Below are 22,610 nucleotides of genomic sequence, written 5' to 3' on the forward strand. Positions count from 1 at the left end.
ACAGCGCCTGGAGAAGAGCCATGCAGTCTGATGTCCCGGGGCCGGCCCGCAGGGTCGTGCGAGGTGTCGCGAGGCTGCTGGCCGCCGCCGGCCTGGGCGTGGATGCCTACATCCACGCCCATCTGGCCGATCAGTACGACGCTGTCGCGGCGAGTATCAGCCAGGGCACCCTGTTCCGTATCGAGGCCGCGGTAGCCGCGCTGGCGGCGCTGCTCGTCCTCGTCTGGCGCCGCGCACCGGCCGACGCCTTCGCCTGGCTCGTCGCGGCAGGCGGACTCGCACTCCTGCTGATCTACCGTTACATCGACGTCGGCAAGCTGGGACCCGTGCCGAACATGTACGAACCGGTCTGGTTCAGTGACAAGAAGATCACCGTGGTCGCCCAGGCCGTCACCATCGTCACCGCCGGCTTTCTCCTGCTGACCCGGACCCGTAGAGCACCTCGAGGGGCTCCTCCGCAGTGAGTCGTTCCCGTCAGGCCGTCAGTTCGATGTGTGAATGTCTTGTGCACGGTTACTCTTGCGCCCTAGCGTTCCCCCCGTATTTCCGGGGGTGAGTCGGCGGGCTGTAAGACCTGGGGGGTCCATGCACCGATCAAGAGGGCTGTCAGCTGCCCTTGTCCTGACGATTTCCACGGCCGGTCTCGGGGTGATCGCCACCGCACCGAAGGCCTCGGCCATCACGCCGCCGGTCGCGTTCACGGCCGACGATCTGCCCACCTGGCAGACGAACGGCATCGTCTGGGCCCTCGCCCAGGCCGATGGCGTCGTCTTCGCGGGTGGCACCTTCTCCGCCATCCGGCCGCCGCAGGGCGCCACCGGTACCGCGCGCTCCGCGGTGAACTTCGCGGCGTTCAACGCCGCTACCGGTGCCCCGAACGGCTGCCAACTGTCCTTCACGGTCAAGAGCGGCGGCAACGCCACCGTGCGAGCCCTCGCCGTGTCACCGGACAGGAAGACGCTGTACGCCGGCGGTTACTTCGGCGCGGTCAACGGCACTCCGGTGTCCTCACTGGCCGCGATCGACATCGCCACGTGCAAGCCGAAGCCGTCGTTCCGCGCGAGCTTCCCCGCGACCGTGCGGGCGCTGGCGGTCACCGGCGACACCGTTTACGCGGGCGGTGACTTCACCACCGTCGGCGGCCAGAAACACCAGCGTTTCGCGGCCGTCAAGGCGACCGACGGCTCGGTGCTGCCCTTCACCGCCAACGCGGACGAGCCGGGCCGCGCCATCCAGCTGACGCCCGACGGCACCAAGGTGGTGCTCGGCGGCGACTTCTTCACCGTCAACGGGTCGAACTCGCACGCCCTGGCCGTCGTGGACGCCAAGTCCGGCGCGGTGGCCAAGTCCTACCCCGGGTTCATCGAGACGAATTCCGTGGTCAAGGCCATCGAAACCGACGCCACCGGCATCTACACCGGCAACGAGGGCACCGGCGGCGGCGTGTTCGACGGGCGCATCGCACTCAACGCCGCGGACCTCGGCCAGCGCTGGCGGGACACCTGCCTCGGCGCGACCCAGGCCCTGAAGTCCTACAAGGGCGTCCTCTACATCGCCTCGCACGCGCACGACTGCTCCAGCGTCGGGGAATTCCCCAACGGCCGCCGCCACCACTTCCTGGCCGAACCCACCACGGGCACGGGCAAGCTGGGGTGGTTCCCGGACACCAATGACGGGACGGGCGAGAAGATCGGCCCCCGTGCGCTGACCGTCGCCGCCTCGGGCAGCACCCAGTACCTGTGGTCGGGAGGCGAGTTCACCACGGTCAACGGCGCACCCGCGCAGAGCCTGACCCGGTTCGCCTCCGCCGGCGACACGGGCCGGCCGACCGTCCCGGTGGTCCGGGCGGCGAGCGAGAAGGCCGGCGAGGTGGAAGTGCGCTGGCGCGCCAGTATGGACACCGACGACTCGAAGCTCACGTACAAGGTGTACCGCAACGGCTCCGGCACGCCGTTGGCGACCGTGCAGGCCGACTCGCTGCTGTGGGACCGGCCCCAGGTCGCCATCAAGGACACCTCGGTCACCGCGGGCAAGAGCTACAGCTACCGCGTCACCGCGACCGACGCGGCGGGCAACACCAGCGCCCTGTCGGCGACGGCCACCACCACCGCGACGGCCCGCTCGGAGTCCTACCCGGCCGCGGTCCTCGGCGACGGCGCGAAGCTGTACTGGCGGTACGACGACCCGTCGTCCCCCTTCGTCGCGGACTCCTCCACCGGTAACACCGCCGGCGTCCAGGCGAACGGTCCCTCGCTCCGGCAGACCCCCGCCGCCGTCCACGGCGCCTCCACCGCGATCGGTTTCAACGGCACCAACCAGCAGGTTTCCACCGACGTCCGAGCGGCGCAGCCGACCACGTACAGCCTGGAGACCTGGTTCAGGACGACCAGCTCCGCGGGCGGCAAACTGATCGGGTTCGGCGACAACACCACCGCCGGCAGCGGGAAGTACGACAAGCATGTGTACATGACCAATGCGGGCAAGCTGATCTTCGGCGTGAGCAGCGGCGGGCTCAAGACCCTGGTCAGCACGGGCGCGTACAACGACGGGAAGTGGCACCAGGTCGTCGCCACTCAGGGCTCGGGCGGCATGGCCCTCTACGTCGACGGTCGCCTGCTGAAGACCAACAGCGTGACCGGCAACGCGAACTACACCGGCTTCTGGCACGTCGGCGGCGACACCCTGAACAACTGGCCGTCGAAGCCCACCAGTGCCTTCTTCAAGGGACAGCTGGACGAGACCGCCGTCTATCCCCGTGTCCTCACCGGTACGCAGGTCGCCAACCACTACCGGCTGGCGAGCGCTCAAGGGTAGGGCGACCGGTCCACCGTTCCCCCCGGGGAATACCCCCGGGGGGTACGTAGTTGGCGTCTGTGCCGGGTCACTGCCCCGTGCGACAGAAGAGGGAGAGGCGCCATGGACCGCCCCGCACACACCCACCGGGTGATCGGCACCGCCGCAGGTCTGTACAACGGGGTCACCGTGGCGCTGTCCATCCTGCTGGCCTTCGTCCTCGGTTACGCGCTCAGCACGATGAACGCCGGACTGGCCGACGTCCTCTTCTGGATCTCCCTCGCCGGCTCGCTCGCCGTCGCCTTCCTCATCACGACACCGGTCAACCGGTGGGTGATCGGTCGTGGCAAGGGCCACGCCGTCGTGCACGCCTATCACTGACGCGCCGTTCTCCATGAGTATTCGATTAACACCCGCGTGCCCTGTGCCTGCCCGGGCAGGCGCACTCCGTGGACAGTGCAGACAGTTCCCCCGCGACACACTCCGCCCGGGATGCCGTGGGGCTGGCCGAACGCGCTCCGCCCGACGTCGTACGCCCCGCCTCACCGGGGCCCGCCTCCGCACCGGAGGCGGGCCCGGCCGTACGGACCGGGCGTGTCTTCCCCTCCGCGCTGCGCATCGGCGGGCGGGTGCAGGGCATCGACGGGCTGCGCACGCTGGCCGTGGGACTCGTCATGGTCTACCACCTGAAACCCGGCCTGCTGCCCGGCGGTGCCCTCGGTGTGGACGTCTTCTTCACCATCAGCGGCTTCGTCATCACCCGGCTTCTGCTGGCCGAGTTCGCCCGCACCGGCGACATCGCGATGCGCGCCTTCTACTGGCGGCGCTGGCTGCGACTGGTACCGGCCCTGCTGACGGTCTGCGCGCTGTGTGCCGTGCTGGCCTTCGCCACCCCACTGCCGGGCTTCGACGGCGCCTGGCCCTCCATCACGCTGACCGCCGTGTTCCTGGTCAACATCGTCCGGGCGGCCCAGCCCGGCCTGTACTCGAGTGACACCGCGCTGCTGGGACACACCTGGTCGCTGGGGGTGGAGGAGCAGTTCTACCTCCTCTGGCCGCCGCTGCTCCGCCTGCTCCTGCGCCGGGTCGGACGACGTGCGGTGGTGCTCTGCACGGCGGTGCTGTGTGTGCTGCCGGTGCTCTGGCGGTACGAGCTGTGGAGCCCGACCTCGGCGCACCGCATCTACAACGGCACCGATACCCGCGCCGACCAGTTGCTGATCGGCGCGCTGCTGGCCGTGGTCGTGGCCGGACTGAACGCGCAGGACAGCAGGCTCATCGCGCTGCGCCTGTGGTCGGGGCGGCTGGCCTGGCCGGCTCTGGCGCTGCTGGCCGTGATCGTCTGGCAGGTGCCGATGACCGGCGCGAGCGCCTGGACCAAGCCCTGGTACACGATCGGGTTCCTCGTGTCCGCCCTGCTGTCGGCAACGGTGCTGGCGGCGCTGGACCTCCAGTCCGGCAGCCGGCTGTCCCGCGCCCTGTCCCTGGCCCCGCTGGTCTGGATCGGACGCAACCTCAGCTACGGCCTCTACCTGTGGCACTACCCCCTGGGCCGACTGCTGTCCGATATCGGCGTGGACAACGGGCTGCTGCCCGCCACGGTGGCCGCCAGCTTCGCAGCGGCCACCGCTTCCCACTACCTCCTCGAGAAACCCCTCACCCGCCGCAGACGCCCGCAACCAGCGGCCGCATGACCGGCCGGCCGGCCGTGGCTTCCCGTCCCCCAGCCCGGCCCCACTCCAGCCCGGGGCGGGATTTCGGCTCTCCCCGCAAGCTCCCGGGAGCGTGCGCCCTCGACCCGGGCGCGCTTCGGAAGCGCGACAATGGGGGCAGGTAACGCGACTGCAATCGCACGTCCCTCCAGAGAGGCGGGACGCTATGACGCCGTATATAGCGGTCACCGCACTGACCCACACCGGACTGATCCGCGAGCACAACGAGGACAGCCTCGTCGTGGGACCGTGGACCCTGTGCGGCACGGTGACCGAGAACCCGCAGACGCTGGTGTTCCCGCACGGCAATCCGCTCGTCGTCGCGGTCGCCGACGGTATGGGCGGTGCTCCGGCCGGTGAGGTGGCCAGTGCGCTGGTGGCCCGCAGACTCGCGGCCCTCGGCCCCGCGCTGGACAGCGAGGAAGCCGTCAGCGACGCGCTGAACCGGTGCAACCGCGAGGTGTACGCGGCCGCCGAGCGCGATCCGGCGCTGGCCGGCATGGGCACCACGGTCGCCGGTGTCGTCGTGCTGGCGGAGTCGCTGCTGGTGTTCAATGTCGGCGACAGCAGGGTGCTCGACGCGACGCAGGGCGGGGAGCACGAGGGCGGTCCTCGACGGGGCGGGCTCCGGCTGCTCAGCAGAGACGACAACCCCCCGCTGCCGCCCGGGCAGCGCACCACGCCGATCCTCACCCAGGCGCTGGGCGGCGCCCCGCGGTTCGTCGGCATCACGCCGCACGTGACCACGTCACCGCTGGCCGCGGGCGACCGCTACCTCGTCTGCACCGACGGCCTGACCGACCCGGTACCGGAGGACGAACTCGGCGATCTGCTCCGGTCCCACGACGACGGCAGGGCCGCGTTCGAGCTGTGGAAGGCCGCCATCGAGGCCGGCGGCCCCGACAACCTCACGCTCGCGCTGCTGCGCATCGGCGACCAGCGCCCGGCGGCGGGCGCGGCGGATCACGAGCCGACGTCCGCACTTGAACGAGGTCCTGGCTAGGTGTTCGCTGGAAGTACCCGGAAATGCACGGGAGCCAGCCGATCGTCGCTGGCCCGGAGCGCTGTCCTCCCGGAGGTGGTGGAGATGAAGGCCGTCGTCTACGAGAAGCCCTTCACCGTAGGGATCAAGGAGGTGGAGGACCCCCGGATCCAGCACCCGAACGATGTGCTCGTGCGCGTCACGTCGTCGGCCATCTGCGGGTCCGACCTGCACATGTACGAGGGCCGCACGGCGGCCGAGGCGGGCATCGTGTTCGGGCACGAGAACCTCGGCGTGATCGAGGAGGTCGGCACGGGTGTGGCCTCCCTCAAGGTGGGCGACCGCGTCGTCATGCCGTTCAACGTGGCGTGCGGCTTCTGCAAGAACTGCCTCGCCGAGAACACCGGCTTCTGCCTGACGGTGAACCCCGGATTCGCCGGCGGCGCCTACGGCTACGTGGCCATGGGTCCGTACACCGGAGGGCAGGCCGAACGGCTGCGCGTGCCGTTCGCCGACTTCAACTGCCTGAAACTGCCACCGGGCGAGCAGTTCGAGACCGACTTCGTGCTCCTCGCCGACATCTTCCCGACCGGCTACCACGGCTGCGAACTGGCCCAGGTCAGCCCCGGCGAGACCGTGGCCGTCTACGGCGCCGGACCGGTGGGCCTGATGGCCGCCTACTCGGCGCTGCTGCGCGGCGCGTCGAAGGTGTTCTCCGTCGACCGGGTACCCGAGCGGCTGGCCAAGGCGGAGCAGATCGGGGCCATCCCGATCGACTTCACCAAGGGCGACCCGGCCGAGCAGATCAAGGAGCAGACGGCCGGCGAGGGCACCGACAAGGGCGTGGACGCGGTCGGCTACCAGGCCCAGGCCCACGACGCCAGCCACGAAGAGCCCGCGGTCGTCCTCAACACGCTCGTCGAAACGGTCCGGCCGACGGGCATGCTCGGCATCCCCGGCCTGTACGTACCGTCCGACCCGGGCGGCCCGGACGAGCACGCCAAGCACGGCCAACTGCTGGTCTCCATCGGCAGGATGTTCGAAAAGGGCCAGCGGATGGGCACCGGGCAGTGCAACGTCAAACGGTACAACCGCCAGCTGCGCGACATGATCACTGCGGGCCGGGCCGAGCCCAGCTTCGTGGTCTCCCACGAACTCCCGCTCGCGGACGCGCCGATGGCGTACCAGAAGTTCGACAAGCGGATCGAGGGCTACACGAAGGTGGTGCTGCACCCGGAGCTGGTGCCGGCGTAAGCGCGCGAGAAGAGCGAAGCGTGGCGGCAGGCCCACCGTGCCGGTCAAGGAGCGTGGATCGTGCCGCCGGGGCCGGACGGCAGGGGTGTACGGCTCACCGTCCGGCCCAGCGCGGCGGCCACCCGCGCGAACTTCGCGGCGTCCACGACGGCCGCGCCGCCCGGATCGTTGTTGAAGTACACATACACGTCCTCCTCGTCGGGCCAGGCGTCGGCGATCCGGCGCGCCCAGGACTTCAACGCCTGGCGGCCGTAGGACGGTGGCGGCTCTGCCAGGCCGCCGTGAAACCGGACGTACCCCCACGGCGCGGTCCGCCACAGCGGCGTCACCGGCCGGGACCCCCGATCCGCCCAGCACAGAGCGCTACCGTGCCGCTCCAGCACTGCCCGCAGCTCCCGTTCCGCCGCCCACCACGACGGGTGGCGGAGTTCGACGGCCACCCGGACCGGGTCGGGAAAGCGGCTCAGGCAGGCGTCCAGAGCGCGCACGTCCGCCCGGAAGTGCGACGGCAGTTGCAGCAGCACCGGCCCCAGCCGGTCGCCGAGACCCGCTGCCCGGCCCATCAACCGCTGCACCGGCTCATCGGGATCGCGGAGTCGCTTCATATGGGTGAGGTAGCGGCTGGCCTTGACCGCCATCACGAACCCGTCCGGCGTCCGCTCCCGCCAGGAGGCGAAGACGTCCGTGGTGGGCAGGCGGTAGAAGGCGTTGTTGTTCTCCACGGTGGCGAAGTGCCGGGCGTACTCCTCCAGCCACAGCCGCTGCGGCTCCCGTGGCGGATAGAGAACACCGCGCCAGTCCTTGTACTGCCACCCAGAGGTTCCGACGAGCACGGGCATGCCTCGATCCCTGCCCGGTGGGGCGCCGGACATATCACCTCAACCTGCCGCCGCTGCTCCGTTGAGCGCCTCGGAAAGAAGGACGGTCATGTCGAGCAGGAGCAGGGCGTAGTGGTCGGGGCTGCCAGGTTCGGCTGGGCGTGGGGGCTACGCACGTGAGCGGCATCCGCTGATCCTTAGCTGATGTCCGTTTCTCCCTGAGGTCGGGGCAGGCAGGAGTGTTGAATACGGCTTCATGAGCGAGAGTGGGCGTGCGGCGAGCCGGACAGCGGTGCTGGTCTGCCAGGGGCGGGCAGTCGCGGATGGGAAGGCTGCTCCAGGACGGTTCGCCGATCCGGTGGCGGTGCGGCTGCTGCGCACCGCGGAGCGTACGTCCGTGGACGAGGTGCGCCGGAGTACTCCGCCGAAGGGTTGGCAGGCGCGCACCGCGTACGAGCGTGTGCGGGCGTGCGCCGAGGTGGTCGTGCCGCGGACAGTCGCGATCGACGATGCCCTGGGCGCCCACGCGACCGGCCAGCTCGTGATCCTCGGCGCAGGTCTGGATACGCGCGCGTGGCGTCTGCCCGGGCTCGCGCAGACAGATGTGTGGGAGGTCGACCATCCCGCCTCCCAGCAGGACAAGCGCGCCCGCCTCGTCGAGGCCGTGGAAGCGGTCCGAGGGCCCGATGAGGGCAATCTCCCAGTCGGCGAACTGCCTACCGTCGCCCGTTCCGTACGGTTCACCCCGGTCGATTTCGCCGTCGATGATCTCGGGATGGCGTTGGACGCCGCAGGGCACGATCCCTCCGCGCCGACGACATGGTTGTGGGAGGGCGTCGTCCCCTACCTCACGCGCGACGAGGTGCGCGCCACGGTGGCCGCGCTCGCTGCCCGGACGGTCCCGGGCAGCGCACTCGTCGTCAACTACCAGGCGCCATCGGTGAAAGCAGCCGCAGGGAGGCTGCTGACACGCGTGCTCGGCAGTTCCGTCACGTCAGGCGAGCCGTGGCGCTCGTTGTGGAGGCCGCAACAGATGGCCGCACTGCTCGCGGAACACGGCCTGCGGGTGGTGTCGGACGACACCCTCCTCGCCCGCGCGCACAGCCTCGGTAGCCCGGCACGGGGGCGGGCCTCCTTGCAGTCGGGCCGCGTAGCCGTCGCAGAGAGCCACTGACGTGAGGAGCCGACCGTGCGCCACGCCTGACCGCCCCGGTCGCCTGGCATCACTTCGCCGGCGAAACCTTCTCGATCGGCCGGGAAGATCTTCCCGTCGGGCCGGATGAGCAGATCGGCATCTACAGCGCGGAACGGTGCATCATCGACGCTTTTCGGCTGCGCCATCGCGAGGGAGCGGATCTTGCGGTGGAAGCCCTGCGTACCTGGTTGCGCCGACGCGACAGCCGTCCGACGGCGCTCATGACGATGGCCAAGCACTTCCCGCAGGCCGCACCATATCTGCGTACGGCCTTGGAGATCTTGTTGTGACTTGTCGTCCCACGCGCGCCACCGAAGCCGGTCGCACTTACCCGCTCTCGGTGCTGTCCCGGCACAGCCTGTGGGGTGGAGGCGGCGGAGGAGCCGTGGCCAGGAATTGACAGTTCTATTGTCGATGGGCAACCTAAGAAGCAAGCGCGGTCTTATCTGTTGTCGTTCGACAATGGATCTGTCAATGAAGGAGTGTGATGATCGAGCTGTCGGTGTCCGAGGCTGCTGAGCGGTTGGGCGTGAGCCGCCAGCGGATACTCGCGCGGATCCATGCTGGTGAACTGCCAGCCAGGCTCGTTGGCGGGCGGTGGGTGCTGATGCTGGAAGACGTGGACGAACTGGTGGGCGCCCGGTCCAACGGCAGACCGATGGCAGGCAGGATCGCCTGGGGGCTTCTTGACCTGCTGGACGGCGGAAACGCGCACTGGCTGACGGCCTCCGAACGTTCCCGGCTACGTTCTCGGCTCCGGTCACGACCGTCGATCGAACAGGTCAGCCGCTGGGTGCGGCGACGTAGCCGAGTGTTGTGGCTGCGGGGACATACCGCCGCACTGCCGAGGCTGCTCGCCTTCGAAGGGGCAGTGCCTACGGGGGCGTCCGCGCCGGGTCAGGACATCGTGGACCCGAGGCGGGTGGAGGTCTATTTGCGGCAGCACTGTGCTGAGCAGGCGATTCGGAAACTGGCGCTTCGCCCCGTCTCCCGTCGGGAGGCGAATGCTGTGGTGAAAGTGCCGCAGGGCATCTGGCCGTTCGAAACAGGTCCCGCACGTGCGAAGGTCGCGCTGGACTTGTGGGAGGCGGGGGACGAGCGGTCGCGCCGTACCGCCCTCAGGCTGTATTCAAGTCTGCTCGACGTTCAGTTTCCCGCTCGGAACGAGAAGGTGAAGTGAACCAGGATGTGCCGCGACTGGACATTGCCCCCGTCGCGCTGCCGCCGCTCGGGGGCGCGGCCGATGAACTGTGGCGACTTCTTCTCTGGCTGCCGCGATCGACACGCCGTGGACGTTGGTTGGCGGTCAGATGGTGATGCTGCACGGCATTCAGCGTGGGCGGCCGTCTCCGCGCGTCTCCACGGACATCGACACCGTGGTCGACGTGCGATCTGACCCTCGGGGGATGCGCCGGATGGTGCGAGCTCTCACGGATCTCGGTCTCGTGCCGGCAGGGGACCCGGGCCCGAACGGACTGATGCACCGGTACGTGAGGCCGGGAACGGAGGTCGCCGTCGATCTCGCGAAGCCCGTGTCATCGGTGGACGTCCTCGTCCCAGAAGGGCTGGGGCCCGCTGCTGATGTGACGACGAGCCGCCACGGCCGCGCCTTCCCGGCGCCCGGCACCACGCAGGCGTTGACGCGCACGGAACTGCTGCCGGTCTCGTACGCCGGAAGGCAGGCACACGTACCTCGCCCGAACCTGCTTGGCGCGATCGTTGGCAAAGCGGTCGGCGCGGTTGCCGACAACAGAGATGCCGAGCGGCATGTCCGCGATCTCACCTTCCTGTGCAGCCTTGTTGAGGACCCGTTCGTCATGGAGGAAGCCGTCACTGCGAAGGACCGCAAGCGGCTGAAGGTGGCGGCAGCCAAGCTGAATGGGTCGTCTCCGTACTGGCGAGCGCTCGAAGAGCACGGCGAAGACGGCCGTGCGGCGTGGGAAGTGCTCACCGGCGCGTGACGTCGATGTCAGGAGGACCTTCGCGGACGCGCCACCAGGTGACTCGGCACACCGCGGGGATGAACAGGCCTGGGGACCAAGAGCCCCGGTCGATGACCTGGGCCTCAGCGATGGAGCGAGTGACGGGAATCGAACCCGCGCTCTGAGCTTGGGAAGCTCATGTTCTACCATTAAACTACACTCGCGCAGCGGCCCCCGAGGGGTTCGCATCGGCGTTCACTCTACCTCATATCCGGCCCCAGGCGTCTGCGCCATGGGGCCGTCCTGTTGTCCGGGGGGCGGGGATCGGAGTGCGAGGTGTGGGAGTTGGGGCGTAGCGTGGAGGTCCGGAGTGCCGGGTGAGGCTGGGTTCCGTATATCCCCTAATGTGGTGTTTTCTCTCGTCCACGCTTGATGGGGAAGGGACTTGATGCACCCGATGGAAAGCACCGTCGTCCGTTGTGCCGAAGGGCATGTGTTCAGTACCGCTTCGTTCCCGATGCAGCAGCTGGGGACTGATCGGATCGGGCCGGGGCGGCTCATTCGGTGTCCGCGTTGTGCCCGGTTGCGGCATGCGGTTCCGGTGGGGGCCGAGCAGAAGTAGGCAGCAGACGTAGTCGGAGCGGCGGCGGGAGTCGCCGGCAGCACGGAGCGTGCGGGCCGCCGATTGGGGCGGGGCCGTGCGCTCCCCGTATCCTCGGGGCGTGCTTCTCTCAGACAAGGACATCCGGGCCGAGATCGACACCGGACGCGTGCGCATCGAGCCCTACGACGACTACATGGTGCAGCCCTCCAGCGTCGATGTGCGGCTCGACCGTTACTTCCGGGTGTTCGAGAATCACCGGTACCCGCACATCGACCCCGCCGTCGAGCAGGCGGACCTCACGCGCAAGGTGGAGCCGGCCGGGGACGAGGCGTTCATCCTGCACCCCGGGGAGTTCGTGCTCGCTTCGACGTACGAGGTCATCTCGCTGCCCGACGACCTCGCTTCGCGGCTGGAGGGCAAGTCCAGCCTGGGGCGGCTCGGTCTGGTGACGCATTCCACGGCCGGGTTCATCGACCCCGGGTTCTCGGGGCACGTGACGCTCGAACTGTCGAATGTGGCGACGCTGCCGATAAAGCTGTGGCCGGGGATGAAGATCGGGCAGCTGTGCATGTTCCGGCTGTCCTCGCCCGCCGAGCACCCGTACGGCAGTGAACGGTACGGCTCGCGTTACCAGGGCCAGCGGGGGCCGACGGCCTCCCGGTCGTACCTGAACTTCCATCGGACCCAGGTGTGATGCGGCATGAGTGACGAACGCGAGAACCTGACGTACGAGGGATTCGGCATCGCGGTGCGCGAGCTGGCGCAGGCCGTTGCCGACGACGGGTATGAGCCGGACATCGTGCTCAGCATCGCGCGGGGTGGGGTCTTCGTCGCCGGGGGGCTTGCTTATGCGTTGGACTGCAAGAATATTCACCTTGTCAACGTCGAGTTCTATACCGGGATCGGGACCACGCTGGAGATGCCGGTCATGCTGGCTCCGGTGCCCAACGCCATCGACTTCTCGGACAAGAAGGTGCTCATCACCGACGATGTCGCCGACACCGGGAAGACCCTGAAGCTGGTGCACGACTTCTGTGTCGGGGCGGTCGCCGAGGTGCGCAGCGCCGTGATCTACGAGAAGGCGCAGTCGCTGGTGAAGTGCGAGTACGTGTGGAAGCGCACGGACGCCTGGATCAACTTCCCGTGGAGTGTCGAGCCGCCCGTGGTGCGGCGTGAGGGACAGGTGCTGGACGCCTGAGGTCCGCCCGGTCTCACTCCCCCTCGCCGTGTCGGCCGCCGTCGGCGCTCAGGGCGGCGGGGAGTTCGGCGCGGCGCCGGATGTCGAGTTTGCGGTAGGCGCTGGTGAGGTGGGTCTCGACGGTGCGTCGGGCCAGGTGGAGCAGCTCGGCGATCTGGGCGTTGGTGCTGCCGTCCGCTGCCAGCGCGGCGATCCGTGCTTCGCTGCCGGTCAGGGCGGATGCGCCGGTGTGCCGGGTGTCGCGGGGGCGGGCGCCGCTGTCGCGCAGGGCCCGGTCGGCAGCGGCGCGCAACCGTACGGCGCCCAGGCGTTCGGCGGTCGCGGCGGCTTCCCGGAAGAGCGGGCGGGCGTGGGCGCGGCGGCCGGCGGCGGTGAGTTGGCGGCCGTGCGCCAGCAGGGCGGGGACGAGCTCGGCGGCCAGCGCAGCGCTGCCCGGTCCTTCGCCCGAGCTGTCGGGGCCGGGGGAGGCGGCGCCGGAGCCGGAGCCCTCGCGCTCGAAGGAGCCGTCGCGGGCTCCGGTACCGTCGCCGGCCCCCATACCGTCGCGGGAGCCGTCGCGCAGTGTCCGGACGGCCTGGCCGGTGAGGTCGAGTCCGCGGCGGCCGCCGGTGGCCTCGCCCAGGGTGCGCAGGGCGCGGCCGAGCACCCGGGGGGTGTTCCAGACGGTGGCGAGCCGGTGTTCCTCCTCGGCGAGTGCCAGGGCCGCTTGCGGTCGGCCGAGGGCCAGCTGGCATTCGGCGGCCGCTGAACGCCACGGGGTGACGACGGGGCTCATGACCTCGCGGGCACTCTGGCGGCGCCCGCATTCCAGGAAGTCGTCGAGCGCCGCTGCCGGGTCTCCGGTCGCGGCGCGCAGCACGCCCCGGGCGTAGAGGAAGCGGTTCACCTCCCAGTGGTCGTGGGCGTCGTGCAGGGAGACGCTCGCCGCCAGGCGGTGGGCCTCCGCGGTGCGGCCCGCTTCGACCAGGGCCATCAGGGCATGGGCGTGGAAGTTGCTGGGCCCCCGGTGGCCGGGCTGGTCGCCGGGGAGGCCCTGGCCGTCGAGATAGGCGAGGACCCGCTCGTGTCGGCCGCGCGCGGCGAGGGTGTCCATCCGGGTGTTGACCAGGGCCCGGCGCATGAGGTGGGAGTGCGAGGTGCGCTGTTGGGCCAGGCCCCGCTGGATGAGCCGGTCCGCTTCGTCGAGCCGGTCGGCCCACTGGGCGACGGCTGCCGCGGTCAGCAGCAGGTACGACAGCAGGACCGGTTCCTCGGGAGCCGCGAGCAGTGCGCCGAGCCGCTGCATGGCCCGGTCGGCCGAGAGCAGACCGGCGGTCGCCTCGTAACGGAGGAGCAGGGATTTCTCGGCCGGGCCGAGCAGGTGGGGTGACCTCTCGGTGGTCTGCCGCAGGCGGGTGTAGGCGAGTTGGCGGGTCTCCCGGTCGTGGTCGGAGAGCAGCAGCGCGGCGGCCCGCACGCTGCGGGTCAGCGCCGGGTCGTCCGGCAGGCCGTCGTCGATGTCGCGGAGCATGGCGAACGCGGCATGGGCCTCGCCGCGGTGGGCCAGCGCGGTCCCCAGCAGCACCGCGGCCTTGACCTTGTTCCGCGGCAGGTCCTGCAGGCGGAGCGCCTCGGTGAGCCGGGGGATGCCGCCCGACCGTACGGTGCACAGCTCCACGGAGCCGAGCTCGGTGAGCACGGCCGCCCGGTGGGCGCGGGTGAGTGGTTCGTCGAGGGCGCGCCGCAGGAAGCCGGCGGCGTCCCCGGGGCGGTCGTCGCGCGCCGCGTTCCGGGCCGCGTCCGCCAGGGCATCGGTGGCCCACTGCGCGCCGACCGCGGGCGCCCGCAACAGGTGGGCGGCCACCGCTTCGACGCGGTGTCCCCGGCGATGGCGCACTTCGGCGGCGGCGCGATGCATCGCCTGCCGGTCGGGGCGGGGCCAGCCGTCGAGTACGGCTTCCCGCAGCAGGGGGTGCGCGAAGCGGGGCCGGCCGTGGGCCCGGTCGCGGCGCAGCAGCCCGAGCCGGACCATGGCGGTGATCCAGCCGGCCACCCGGGCCGGGTCGGTGCCGGTCACCTCGCCGAGCAGGTCGTCGATGCCGTCGCTGTCGTCGTCCTCCTGATCGTTGTCCTGCTGGGTGCGGAGGGCGGTCAGGTCTTCGAGTTCGGCGAGGGTGCGGGCGACGGCGGTGGTGCCGGGTCCGGCGCTCTCCAGCCACCAGGTGACCGCGGCGACGAAGGCGCCCGGATACAACTCGGCGCAGCTGTCCGGCAGTCCGGCCGGGGCCGGACCGTCCGGAAAGACTGCCCGGAGGTCGTCCAGCAGTGCCCTCAGCAGCAGGGGACTGCCGGCGCTCGCGCGCACACAGCCGTGCACCCACGGGTCCGGGGCGTCGGGGCCGGCCGACGCGCGGACCACGTCGGCGGCGGCGTCCTGGCTCAACGGGGCGAGCGCGTGTACGCGGACGAGGGAGGGGGACAGGGCGTGGGCGAGGCCGGGTGCGGGAGGCCGGATGTCGTACTGGCCGCGTTCGGTCACGACCAGCAGGACCGGTAACGGGTCGAGCCGGCGGGCCGCGTAGGTGAGCCAGCGCCGGGAGTCGGCGTCGGCGAGGTGCGCATCGTCCACGGCCACCAGCAGCGGGGAGTCGTCGGCGTAGGACAGCAGCCGTTTCCACAGCAGGTCGGGCAGGTCCCGAAGCGGCGTGGTCCGCGGTATGTCGTCGTCGGAGCCGCCGTCCGGCCGGGAATCGAGAAGTTGCCGTATCGCGGCGAACGGGGTGCCGGTGCCCGGGTCGTCGGCGGCGCAGCGGGCCCGCAGGACCCGCATCCCCTCCTCGGCGCCCAGCGTGGCCGCCGCGTCGAGCAGCGCGGTGCGGCCGGTGCCGGTGGCGCCTCTGAGCAGGACCAGGCGTCCGGACCCGGCTCGGGCCCCGGCGGCTTCGGCGGACAGCAGTTCCAGGGCCGCACGTCGCTCGCGGAGCGCTGTCATCGGTTCCTCCGGAGTACGTGTTCGGCGTGGGGGGTGGCTTCGCGGCCTGTCCGAAAGTGCTCTCGTGGTGCCCTCTCGGTGATCTCGTGGTGGTCCACGATTGCGGGCGCGATGCCGCCCACAGGATTCTGGAAGCACCTGTAAGCGAACATGTGTTTTACGAGAACGTAGGGAATCGGTTTGCACACGTCTTTCGAGACGACAGAAGTACGCGCGAGGATCCCGGTTGCCATCCATGCGTCCGATCCGCTCTCTCTGGCGGGGGCCACCACCCAGCTGCGGCAGCAGCCGGCGATCGAACTGGTCGACGAGGCGAACGGGCGCCCGGGCACCGTGGCGGTGCTGCTGGCTGATGCGTTGGACGAGCCCACGCTGTCCCGGCTGCGGCGGCTCGTACGGGTCGACGGCACCCGGGCCGTGCTGGTGGCAGGGCTGATCCGGGAGGCGGAGCTGCTGCAGGTGATCGAGAGCGGTGTCGCGGCCATCGTCTGGCGGCACGAGGCGACCGGGCACCGGCTGCTGCAGGCCGTCATCGCGGCCTCGCGGGGGGACGGGGACCTGCCGTCCGATTTGCTGGGACGGTTGATATCCCAGGTCGGCGCCCTGCAGCGGAACGCCTCCGCCGGACCTCCCGGTGCCCCCGCGGCGGGGCTGTCACCGCGCGAACTCGATGTCCTGCACCTGGTGGCCGAGGGCATGGACACCGGGGAGATTGCCAGAAAACTGTCCTACTCCGAACGCACCGTGAAGAATGTGATGCACGGCCTGACCACCCGTTTGCAACTTCGCAATCGGGCGCATGCCGTCGCCTATGCCTTTCGGGAAGGCTACATCTGACCCTCCGGCCCGCAGCCGGGTACCCCGAGGGCAGCCCGCAGGGTCCCTGTGTTGTATAGGAGTTGCCCGCACGACGTCCCCGGGTGGCTACGGCCCGGCCGGACCGGCGAGGCAGGATGGCGGTGCGGGCCCGTGCGGGTTGCCGGTTCCGCAACCGTTACACCGGCAATCGTGAAGGGCGCGGCAGTGATCCATGAGGTGGACGAGGTCCTCAAGGGGCTGCTGTCCGGCGGTGCGCTGGCGGGGACCGGCGTCGACATCGCCTTCGACGCACCGACCCGCGACTGGGCCGCCCGGCGCAACGCGCCGACGATCGACGCCTATCTGTACGACATCCGCGAGGACGTCAACCGGCGTGAGCGGGGCGCGATCGCGGTCAAGGACGAGCGCGGCGTGGTGCTGAGGCGGCGCCAGCCGCCGCGCTGGTTCCGGCTTTCGTACCTGGTCACCGCCTGGACGAAGCAGCCGCAGGACGAGCACCGGATGCTTTCCGCGGTACTGGCCACGCTGCTGCCCCGGGAGGTGCTGCCGCCGGAGGAACTGACCGGTGCGCTGGCCGAACTGGGGCTGACGGTGCCCATGACGGTCGCCGGACTGCAGACCGACGCACGGTCGTTCGCCGACATCTGGTCCGCGCTGGGCGGCGAACTCAAGCCGTCGCTCGATCTCGTGATCACCGCGCCGTTTCCGGCGTTTCCCGAGTACGAGGTCGGGCCGCCGGTCACCGAGGGCGCCGGGGTGCGGGTGCGCGGCACCGACGGCACGCTGGACGGCTCGCCGGAACGGCACCATCAGCCACGGCACTTCGCCCGCCGGGGCGGCAGAGACGTACCGACGAGCAGCGGAGCGCAGCCCGAATGACCGCAGCGCCCCACGCCACCGACCTCCACGCCACAGCCCCCCACCGCGCAGGTCCCGCCGCGGCCGACGCGCTGCTCGTCCGGCTCGGGATGCTGCGTGACCGGGTCGCCGAGCTGGTCGGGCGGCGCAGCGCCACCGACCCGACGGCCGGGGACCCGTTGCGCGGGCTGTATCTGTCCGAGGAGGCGGTGCGGCATCTGCTGAGAACCGGGGGCGAGGACGAGCGGTCGGCGCCGCCCGCGGGCGACCCGCCGACCGGGAACGAAGACGACCGGCTGGGGCTGCTCGCGGCGCGGCTCGGCCTCGGAACGCTGGACCTCGCGATCCTGCTGATCGCGCTCGCCCCGGACCTCGACCGCGACTTCGAGCCGCTGTACGGCTATCTCAACGACGACGTCGGCCGGCGCCGGGCCACCGTCGGTCTGGCCGTCGAGCTGTGCGGTCTGCCCCCGCACGACGTGTCGGCGCGCGCCCGCTTTCACCCCTCCGCGCCGCTGTCCGCCCTGGGCCTGATGGATGTGGACGAGACCGAACGCCCCTTTCTCAGCAGGTCGTTGCGCGTGCCCGACCGGGTCGTCGCGCATCTGCTCGGCGACGACACCCCTGACATCCGCATCGCCGGGCACACCCGTCTGCGGCCGGCGGACCCGGCGGGGTCCGCGCCGCCGGTGACCGACCCGTCGGTGGCGCGGCTGGCCGAGCGGCTGTCGGCCGGCCCGCTGACGGCGTATCTGCGTGAGGACCGAAACGGGGACGCGCTCGCGTACGCGGTGGCCGCCCTGGACGCGGCGGGTCTCGAGGCGCTGCACTTCACGCCCGGAAACGGAAACGGAAACGGAACCGACACCGGCACCGGCACCGGCGGCGAAGGCGACAGCGGGCACGAACCCGGAATCGGCGCCGGCCACGCCACATCCGACCCGCTGCCCGCACTGGTCCGCGAGGCCCGGCTGCGCGGCTGTGTGCTCGTGGTGGCCCCGCTGCCGCAGCACCCGGGGCCGATGCTGCGGGCGCTGGCCTCGGCCGACGACGTCACGGTGCTGCTCGCCGGGGCCCGACCGTACGATCCGCAGTGGTGCGACAGCGACCCGCTGGTGCTCGACGCCCCCCGGCAGCGGGCCGGGGATCTCGGCGTCTGGTCGGCGGCGCTCGGCGTGCCGGAAGGGCCGGAGGGGCCGGATACGCTCGGTTTCGATCTGGCGCCGGTCGTCGCTCCCTACCGGCTGGGGGGTGAGCGGATCCGCCGTACCGCGCGGGCCGCGCTGGACCTCGCCGCGTTCGACAGGACCCCGCTGTCGGCCGCGCATCTGCGGCTCGCCGCCCGGCAGCAGTCCGCTTCCGGCCTGGAGCAGCATGCCCGGCGGATCAGGCCGGAGGTCGGCTGGCAGGACCTGGTGCTGCCCGCGCAGCCGCTGGCGCAGCTGCGCGAACTGGCCCTGCGGGCCAGGCACCGGGACCGGGTGCTCGGGGACTGGCGGCTGAGCGCGGGAGGCGGCCGCGGCCGGGGCGCGCTCGCACTGTTCGCGGGCGATTCGGGCACCGGCAAGACGCTGTCCGCCGAGGTGGTGGCGGCCGAACTCGGCCTCGATCTCTACGTCGTCCAGCTGTCGTCGGTCGTCGACAAGTACGTCGGCGAGACCGAGAAGAATCTGGAACGGATCTTCGCCGAGGCCGACCGCACCGACGCGGTGCTGCTCTTCGACGAGGCGGACGCCGTGTTCGGCAAGCGCTCCGAGGTCACCAGCTCCAACGACCGCTACGCGAATCTGGAGAGCGCCTACCTGCTGCAGCGGCTGGAGTCCTTCGACGGCATCGTGCTGCTCACCACCAACCTGCGGGCCAACATCGACGAGGCGTTCACCCGGCGGCTCGATCTGATCGTCGACTTCCCGTTTCCGGACGCCGATCAGCGGCTGGCGCTGTGGCGGCACAGCCTCAGCCATGTGCCGTGCGCCGATGACGTCGAACCGGCCCGCTGCGCCAAGGAGTTCGAACTGTCCGGCGGCTCCATCCGCAGCGCGGTGGTCACCGCCGCCTATGCGGCGGCCGACCGCGGGTCACCGGTCACCACGGCGGACCTGCTGGCCGGCGCCCGGCGCGAATACCGCAAGGCCGGGCGCCTGGTGCTCGACGACAGCGGAGGCTGGTGACCGTCCGGTCACCAGCCTGCCGTCCGGTCACTGACTCGGTTCGACCTTGAGGATCCTCCACTCGCGGTCATCCGTGTTGCTGCAGGGATCGAAGATGGTGAGCTGGGACGTCTCGGAGGGCTGGTTGGGGCCGGGGTGCAGGAACCCTGCCACGTTCAGGCACATCTGGTTGCTGGCGTAGTTGTGGAACCAGTAGCCGCCGTTCGGCTGCTTCTCCAGCCACCAGAGCTGGTTGTCGGCCAGCGTACCGACGCAGGTGAACTCGGCGAGCGGCGTTCCGCTCGGCCGGCCTCCGAGCTCCCCCAGGTCGACACAGAGGTGGTCCTTGACGTTGCGCATCTGGAAGAGGGGGGCGCCGTTCGGGCCGCCATGGGCGTAACGCACCTCGAAGTCCCAGATCTGGTTGTCCTGGTCCGTGGGGTTGCAGTCGTTCTCCACGACCGGGCCGTTGATCTTGCCTGCGTCCCGGCCGGGCAGTTCCATGCACAGTCCGGTCGCGGTGTTCTGGACCAACACGTGTTTGGAGTTCGACGGATCCGGCGGCGTCTTCTTCTTCGCCTTGGGCTTCCCACCGCCCGCCCCTCCCTGATCACCGGCCGGCGATTGGCTCACCGGCGCCGCGGGTGCGCTCGGCGACGGCTGTTCCAGGCTCGCGCCGGGAGTCGGTGTCGGGTCGGTCAGTGTGTGGCCGACGTCTGCGGCCTTCTCGGCGGCGAGGCTGTGGACGGGGGGCTTGTAGGCGAACCAGGCGATCACGAACGTCACGGCAAGCGCCATGGCGATCGCGAGGAAGGTGGCGAGCCAGCGCGGCAGGAACCCCTTCTGCACGTACACCCCGTCCACCGTGAGGGGCTGGACGCCCGAACGCTGCACGGCGAGGCGGTAGGGACGGTTCTCCTTGCGCCCGAACCAGGTGATCTGGCGGGGGCGCACGGTGGCGTCGACGAAGGCGGCGCGGCCCGGCTCGATCTGGACGTTGGCGGGGTGGATCTCGTACGAGAGCTGGTCGCCGTTCTCGCTGCCGTTGACCGAGGCGGTGAGCCTGGTGTTGCCGATGTTGTCGATGGCCAGCCGGGGGCGACCCCGGAAGCGGCCCTTGACGGTGTGCGGGACGAGTTCGGCCCGTACTTCGGTGAAGGGCGTGATGGTCACGTTGCCCTCGGGGACCGTGGTGGCCTCGGGGTGCTCGGTGGGGATGATCTGCACGCCGTACGGGTTGGGGCCCGCCGTCGCGTCCGGGGTGCGCGGTGGCGCGAAGGTGAGTTCCACGGTGCCGGTGGTGCCCGGGAAGAGCCGGATACTCGGCGGTTCGACGGTCACGTACGGGGCGATGTCGCCGACCGGTACGCACCGGTACTCGTCGACGATGTCACCGGTGTTGCGCAGCCTGAGCCGCACGGTGGCTGTGCTGCCGGGGTCCACCGTGGTGGACGCGGGCTCCAGCGAGGTCCAGATGCTCACCCGACGACGTTATGGCGGTCGCCGCCGCTGCCGCAGGTAGCCCAGGGGCACACCGGGGCCCTCCTCGGGTGCCCGAAGGGGCAGGCGCGCTCCGGTAGATGGTGCGGGTACGCACGCCGGGCTGCGGGCGGCGGGCACCGCGATGTCCCTTCGGGGCAGGCGTCATGCCCTCGGAAAGGTACGCCGGGACGTTCCGCCGGCGGGCTTCGCCCGGAAAGGTGGGGTCCAGTCCTGTCCTGTACCCCGAGGAGAGCTGAGTATGCCGTCTTACCTGTCACCAGGCGTGTACGTGGAGGAGGTGGCCAGCGGCTCGCGTCCGATCGAGGGAGTGGGCACTTCGGTGGCCGCCTTCGTCGGTCTCGCCCCCGTCGGTCCGCTCAACGAGCCGACGCTGGTGACCAACTGGACGCAGTACGTGGCCTCGTTCGGTGAGTTCACCGACGGCTACTTCCTCGCGCACTCGGTCTACGGCTTCTTCAACAACGGCGGCTCGGCCGCCTATGTGGTCCGGGTCGGCGGAGTGCCCGGCGGGGTCGCGGACGAGGCCGCGCAGGGACCGGCGGCCGTCGGCGCCGGTGCCGCGCCTGCCGCGCTGCCGCCCGGCGAGCCCAAGCAGCTCGGCACCTTCGAGGTATCGGCCGTCGCCCCCGGCGAGAGCGGCGCGATCAGCGTCGAGGTCGCGGACACCGAGGGTCCGGCCGACCGCTTCAAGCTGGTCGTCAAGGACGGCGAGAAGGTGGCCGAGACCTTCGACGTGTCGGCCAAGAAGGGCAGCCGCAACTACGTCGTCACCCAGGTCAAGGAACGCTCGAAGCTGATCGTCCTGCAGGAGGCGGCGGCCGCCGCACAGCTCGCCAGGCCGGACAACCAGACGGTCGCGCTCGCCGCGCCGCCCGCCGCCCCGGCCGCCGCTCCGCTGCCGGTCGAGACGGCTGGCGAGCAGGTGCGCATCGGCGACTACCTGGGCGACTCCGCGGACCGTACCGGTTTCGGCGGTCTCGAGGCGGTGGACGAGATCTCGATGGTCGCCGTCCCCGACCTGATGGCCGCCTACCAGCGCGGCGCGATCGACCTGGAGGCCGTCAAGGCGGTCCAGCTCGGCCTGATCGCGCACTGCGAGCTGATGGGCGACCGGCTGGCCGTCATCGACCCGCCGCCCGGCCTCAACGCACGGCAGATCCGGGTCTGGCGCCAGGAGACCGCCGGCTACGACTCGAAGTACGCGGCGCTGTACTACCCGTGGATCAAGGTCTTCGACCCGGCGGGCGGCCAGACCCGGCTGGTCCCGCCGAGCGGCCACGTCTCCGGCATCTGGGCGCGCAACGACTTCGAGCGCGGGGTGCACAAGGCGCCCGCCAACGAGGTCGTACGCGGCGCGGTGGACCTGGAGATGCAGATCACCCGCGGCGAGCAGGACCTGCTCAACCCGCTGGGCATCAACTGCATCCGGTCCTTCCCCGGCCGCGGTATCCGCGTCTGGGGTGCGCGCACCCTCTCCTCCGACCCGGCCTGGCGCTACCTCAACGTCCGCCGGTACTTCAACTACCTCGAGGAGTCGATCCTCACCGGCACCCAGTGGGTCGTCTTCGAGCCGAACGACCAGGCGCTGTGGGCCCGGATCCGGCGCAACATCTCCGCGTTCATGGTCACCGAGTGGCGCAACGGGGCGCTCTTCGGCGCCACGCCGGAGGACGCGTACTACGTGAAGTGCGACGCCGAGACCAATCCGCCGGAGTCGGTGGACCTCGGGCGGGTCATCTGCGAGATCGGCGTCTCCCCGGTCAAGCCGGCCGAGTTCGTGATCTTCCGGCTGGCCCAGTTCTCCAGCGGCGGCGGCGAGCTGGAGGAGTAA

The 22,610-nt window shown here is 70.7% G+C and carries 17 protein-coding genes, 1 tRNA gene and 1 pseudogene; 15 read left to right on the forward strand and 4 right to left on the reverse strand.

From position 1 onward, the window contains the following. The first annotated feature begins 20 nt into the window (after positions 1 to 20). From AB0436_RS10070 to AB0436_RS10095, 6 genes and pseudogenes are all read left to right on the forward strand, one after another. Complete coding sequence (locus tag AB0436_RS10070; protein ID WP_366467266.1) at positions 21 to 464, forward strand: hypothetical protein; 444 nt, start codon at positions 21 to 23, stop codon at positions 462 to 464. A 121-nt stretch (positions 465 to 585) separates the two neighbouring features. Next, positions 586 to 2,814 carry a LamG-like jellyroll fold domain-containing protein gene (locus tag AB0436_RS10075; RefSeq protein WP_366467267.1) on the forward strand — a complete coding sequence of 743 codons (2,229 nt, stop codon included), beginning with the start codon at positions 586 to 588 and terminating at the stop codon, positions 2,812 to 2,814. Positions 2,815 to 2,943: 129 nt separating this feature from the next. After that, positions 2,944 to 3,174, forward strand: a pseudogene (locus tag AB0436_RS10080) (DUF4396 domain-containing protein); the annotation flags it as partial. A 68-nt stretch (positions 3,175 to 3,242) separates the two neighbouring features. Then, positions 3,243 to 4,487, forward strand: a complete 1,245-nt coding sequence (locus tag AB0436_RS10085; RefSeq protein WP_366467268.1) for an acyltransferase — start codon at positions 3,243 to 3,245, stop codon at positions 4,485 to 4,487. 184 nt (positions 4,488 to 4,671) lie between these two features. Further along, positions 4,672 to 5,508 (forward strand): protein phosphatase 2C domain-containing protein, encoded by an 837-nt coding sequence (locus AB0436_RS10090; RefSeq protein WP_366467269.1) that lies wholly within the window; start codon positions 4,672 to 4,674, stop codon positions 5,506 to 5,508. Positions 5,509 to 5,592: 84 nt separating this feature from the next. Then, positions 5,593 to 6,741 carry a glutathione-independent formaldehyde dehydrogenase gene (locus tag AB0436_RS10095; RefSeq protein WP_366467270.1) on the forward strand — a complete coding sequence of 383 codons (1,149 nt, stop codon included), beginning with the start codon at positions 5,593 to 5,595 and terminating at the stop codon, positions 6,739 to 6,741. Between the two features lie 44 nt (positions 6,742 to 6,785). Here AB0436_RS10095 and AB0436_RS10100 read toward each other — a convergent pair whose 3' ends face one another. Further along, positions 6,786 to 7,580: a DUF72 domain-containing protein gene (locus tag AB0436_RS10100; protein ID WP_366467271.1), complete on the reverse strand. Its 795-nt coding sequence runs from the start codon at positions 7,578 to 7,580 to the stop codon at positions 6,786 to 6,788. Positions 7,581 to 7,815: 235 nt separating this feature from the next. Between AB0436_RS10100 and AB0436_RS10105 the strand changes: the two genes are divergently transcribed. The 3 genes from AB0436_RS10105 to AB0436_RS10115 all read left to right on the forward strand — a co-directional run bounded on the left by AB0436_RS10105 (position 7,816) and on the right by AB0436_RS10115 (position 10,715). Continuing rightward, positions 7,816 to 8,733: a class I SAM-dependent methyltransferase gene (locus AB0436_RS10105; RefSeq protein WP_366467272.1), complete on the forward strand. Its 918-nt coding sequence runs from the start codon at positions 7,816 to 7,818 to the stop codon at positions 8,731 to 8,733. 508 nt (positions 8,734 to 9,241) lie between these two features. Further along, positions 9,242 to 9,934, forward strand: a complete 693-nt coding sequence (locus tag AB0436_RS10110) for a helix-turn-helix domain-containing protein (protein ID WP_366467273.1) — start codon at positions 9,242 to 9,244, stop codon at positions 9,932 to 9,934. A gap of 70 nt (positions 9,935 to 10,004) precedes the next feature. Continuing rightward, on the forward strand, positions 10,005 to 10,715 hold the full coding sequence (locus AB0436_RS10115) for a hypothetical protein (protein WP_366467274.1): 711 nt from the start codon (positions 10,005 to 10,007) through the stop codon (positions 10,713 to 10,715). Positions 10,716 to 10,826: 111 nt separating this feature from the next. Here the strand turns inward: AB0436_RS10115 and AB0436_RS10120 are convergent. After that, a tRNA-Gly gene (locus tag AB0436_RS10120) sits at positions 10,827 to 10,900 on the reverse strand. A gap of 498 nt (positions 10,901 to 11,398) precedes the next feature. On the opposite strand from AB0436_RS10120, the gene dcd reads away from it, so the two are divergent. Both dcd and AB0436_RS10130 read left to right on the forward strand, forming a co-directional pair. Further along, entirely contained in the window at positions 11,399 to 11,974 is a 576-nt protein-coding gene (gene dcd / locus AB0436_RS10125) for a dCTP deaminase (RefSeq protein WP_366467275.1), read from the forward strand. A gap of 6 nt (positions 11,975 to 11,980) precedes the next feature. Further along, positions 11,981 to 12,478: a phosphoribosyltransferase gene (locus tag AB0436_RS10130; protein WP_366467276.1), complete on the forward strand. Its 498-nt coding sequence runs from the start codon at positions 11,981 to 11,983 to the stop codon at positions 12,476 to 12,478. 13 nt (positions 12,479 to 12,491) lie between these two features. On the opposite strand, the gene AB0436_RS10135 is transcribed toward AB0436_RS10130, so the two are convergent. Further along, positions 12,492 to 15,449 carry an AAA family ATPase gene (locus AB0436_RS10135; RefSeq protein WP_366467277.1) on the reverse strand — a complete coding sequence of 986 codons (2,958 nt, stop codon included), beginning with the start codon at positions 15,447 to 15,449 and terminating at the stop codon, positions 12,492 to 12,494. Positions 15,450 to 15,629: 180 nt separating this feature from the next. Between AB0436_RS10135 and AB0436_RS10140 the strand changes: the two genes are divergently transcribed. From AB0436_RS10140 to AB0436_RS10150, 3 genes are all read left to right on the forward strand, one after another. Beyond that, a complete protein-coding gene (locus AB0436_RS10140) occupies positions 15,630 to 16,286 on the forward strand; it encodes a response regulator transcription factor (RefSeq protein WP_366467278.1) in 657 nt (218 codons plus the stop codon). Between the two features lie 186 nt (positions 16,287 to 16,472). Beyond that, positions 16,473 to 17,147, forward strand: coding sequence for a DUF4255 domain-containing protein (locus AB0436_RS10145; protein WP_366467494.1), 675 nt, complete (start codon positions 16,473 to 16,475; stop codon positions 17,145 to 17,147). An 89-nt stretch (positions 17,148 to 17,236) separates the two neighbouring features. Further along, positions 17,237 to 19,297: an ATP-binding protein gene (locus AB0436_RS10150; RefSeq protein ID WP_366467495.1), complete on the forward strand. Its 2,061-nt coding sequence runs from the start codon at positions 17,237 to 17,239 to the stop codon at positions 19,295 to 19,297. 27 nt (positions 19,298 to 19,324) lie between these two features. Here the strand turns inward: AB0436_RS10150 and AB0436_RS10155 are convergent, their stop codons facing one another. After that, complete coding sequence (locus AB0436_RS10155) at positions 19,325 to 20,758, reverse strand: RICIN domain-containing protein (protein ID WP_366467279.1); 1,434 nt, start codon at positions 20,756 to 20,758, stop codon at positions 19,325 to 19,327. A 259-nt stretch (positions 20,759 to 21,017) separates the two neighbouring features. Between AB0436_RS10155 and AB0436_RS10160 the strand changes: the two genes are divergently transcribed. Next, positions 21,018 to 22,610 carry a phage tail sheath subtilisin-like domain-containing protein gene (locus AB0436_RS10160; RefSeq protein ID WP_366467281.1) on the forward strand — a complete coding sequence of 531 codons (1,593 nt, stop codon included), beginning with the start codon at positions 21,018 to 21,020 and terminating at the stop codon, positions 22,608 to 22,610.

Origin of the sequence: Streptomyces sp. NPDC051322 (assembly GCF_040689485.1) — a bacterium.
Classification (GTDB): domain Bacteria; phylum Actinomycetota; class Actinomycetes; order Streptomycetales; family Streptomycetaceae; genus Streptomyces.

Excerpts from the sequence above, each read along its gene's own strand:
- AB0436_RS10110 (WP_366467273.1), top strand. The coding sequence starts at position 9,242 with ATGATCGAGCTGTCGGTGTCCGAGGCTGCTGAGCGGTTGGGCGTGAGC.
- AB0436_RS10090 (WP_366467269.1), top strand. The coding sequence starts at position 4,672 with ATGACGCCGTATATAGCGGTCACCGCACTGACCCACACCGGACTGATC.
- AB0436_RS10100 (WP_366467271.1), bottom strand. The coding sequence starts at position 7,580 with ATGCCCGTGCTCGTCGGAACCTCTGGGTGGCAGTACAAGGACTGGCGC.
- AB0436_RS10105 (WP_366467272.1), top strand. The coding sequence starts at position 7,816 with ATGAGCGAGAGTGGGCGTGCGGCGAGCCGGACAGCGGTGCTGGTCTGC.
- AB0436_RS10135 (WP_366467277.1), bottom strand. The coding sequence starts at position 15,449 with ATGACAGCGCTCCGCGAGCGACGTGCGGCCCTGGAACTGCTGTCCGCC.
- AB0436_RS10095 (WP_366467270.1), top strand. The coding sequence starts at position 5,593 with ATGAAGGCCGTCGTCTACGAGAAGCCCTTCACCGTAGGGATCAAGGAG.
- AB0436_RS10150 (WP_366467495.1), top strand. The coding sequence starts at position 17,237 with ATGCTGCGTGACCGGGTCGCCGAGCTGGTCGGGCGGCGCAGCGCCACC.
- AB0436_RS10160 (WP_366467281.1), top strand. The coding sequence starts at position 21,018 with ATGCCGTCTTACCTGTCACCAGGCGTGTACGTGGAGGAGGTGGCCAGC.
- AB0436_RS10070 (WP_366467266.1), top strand. The coding sequence starts at position 21 with ATGCAGTCTGATGTCCCGGGGCCGGCCCGCAGGGTCGTGCGAGGTGTC.
- AB0436_RS10075 (WP_366467267.1), top strand. The coding sequence starts at position 586 with ATGCACCGATCAAGAGGGCTGTCAGCTGCCCTTGTCCTGACGATTTCC.
- AB0436_RS10130 (WP_366467276.1), top strand. The coding sequence starts at position 11,981 with ATGAGTGACGAACGCGAGAACCTGACGTACGAGGGATTCGGCATCGCG.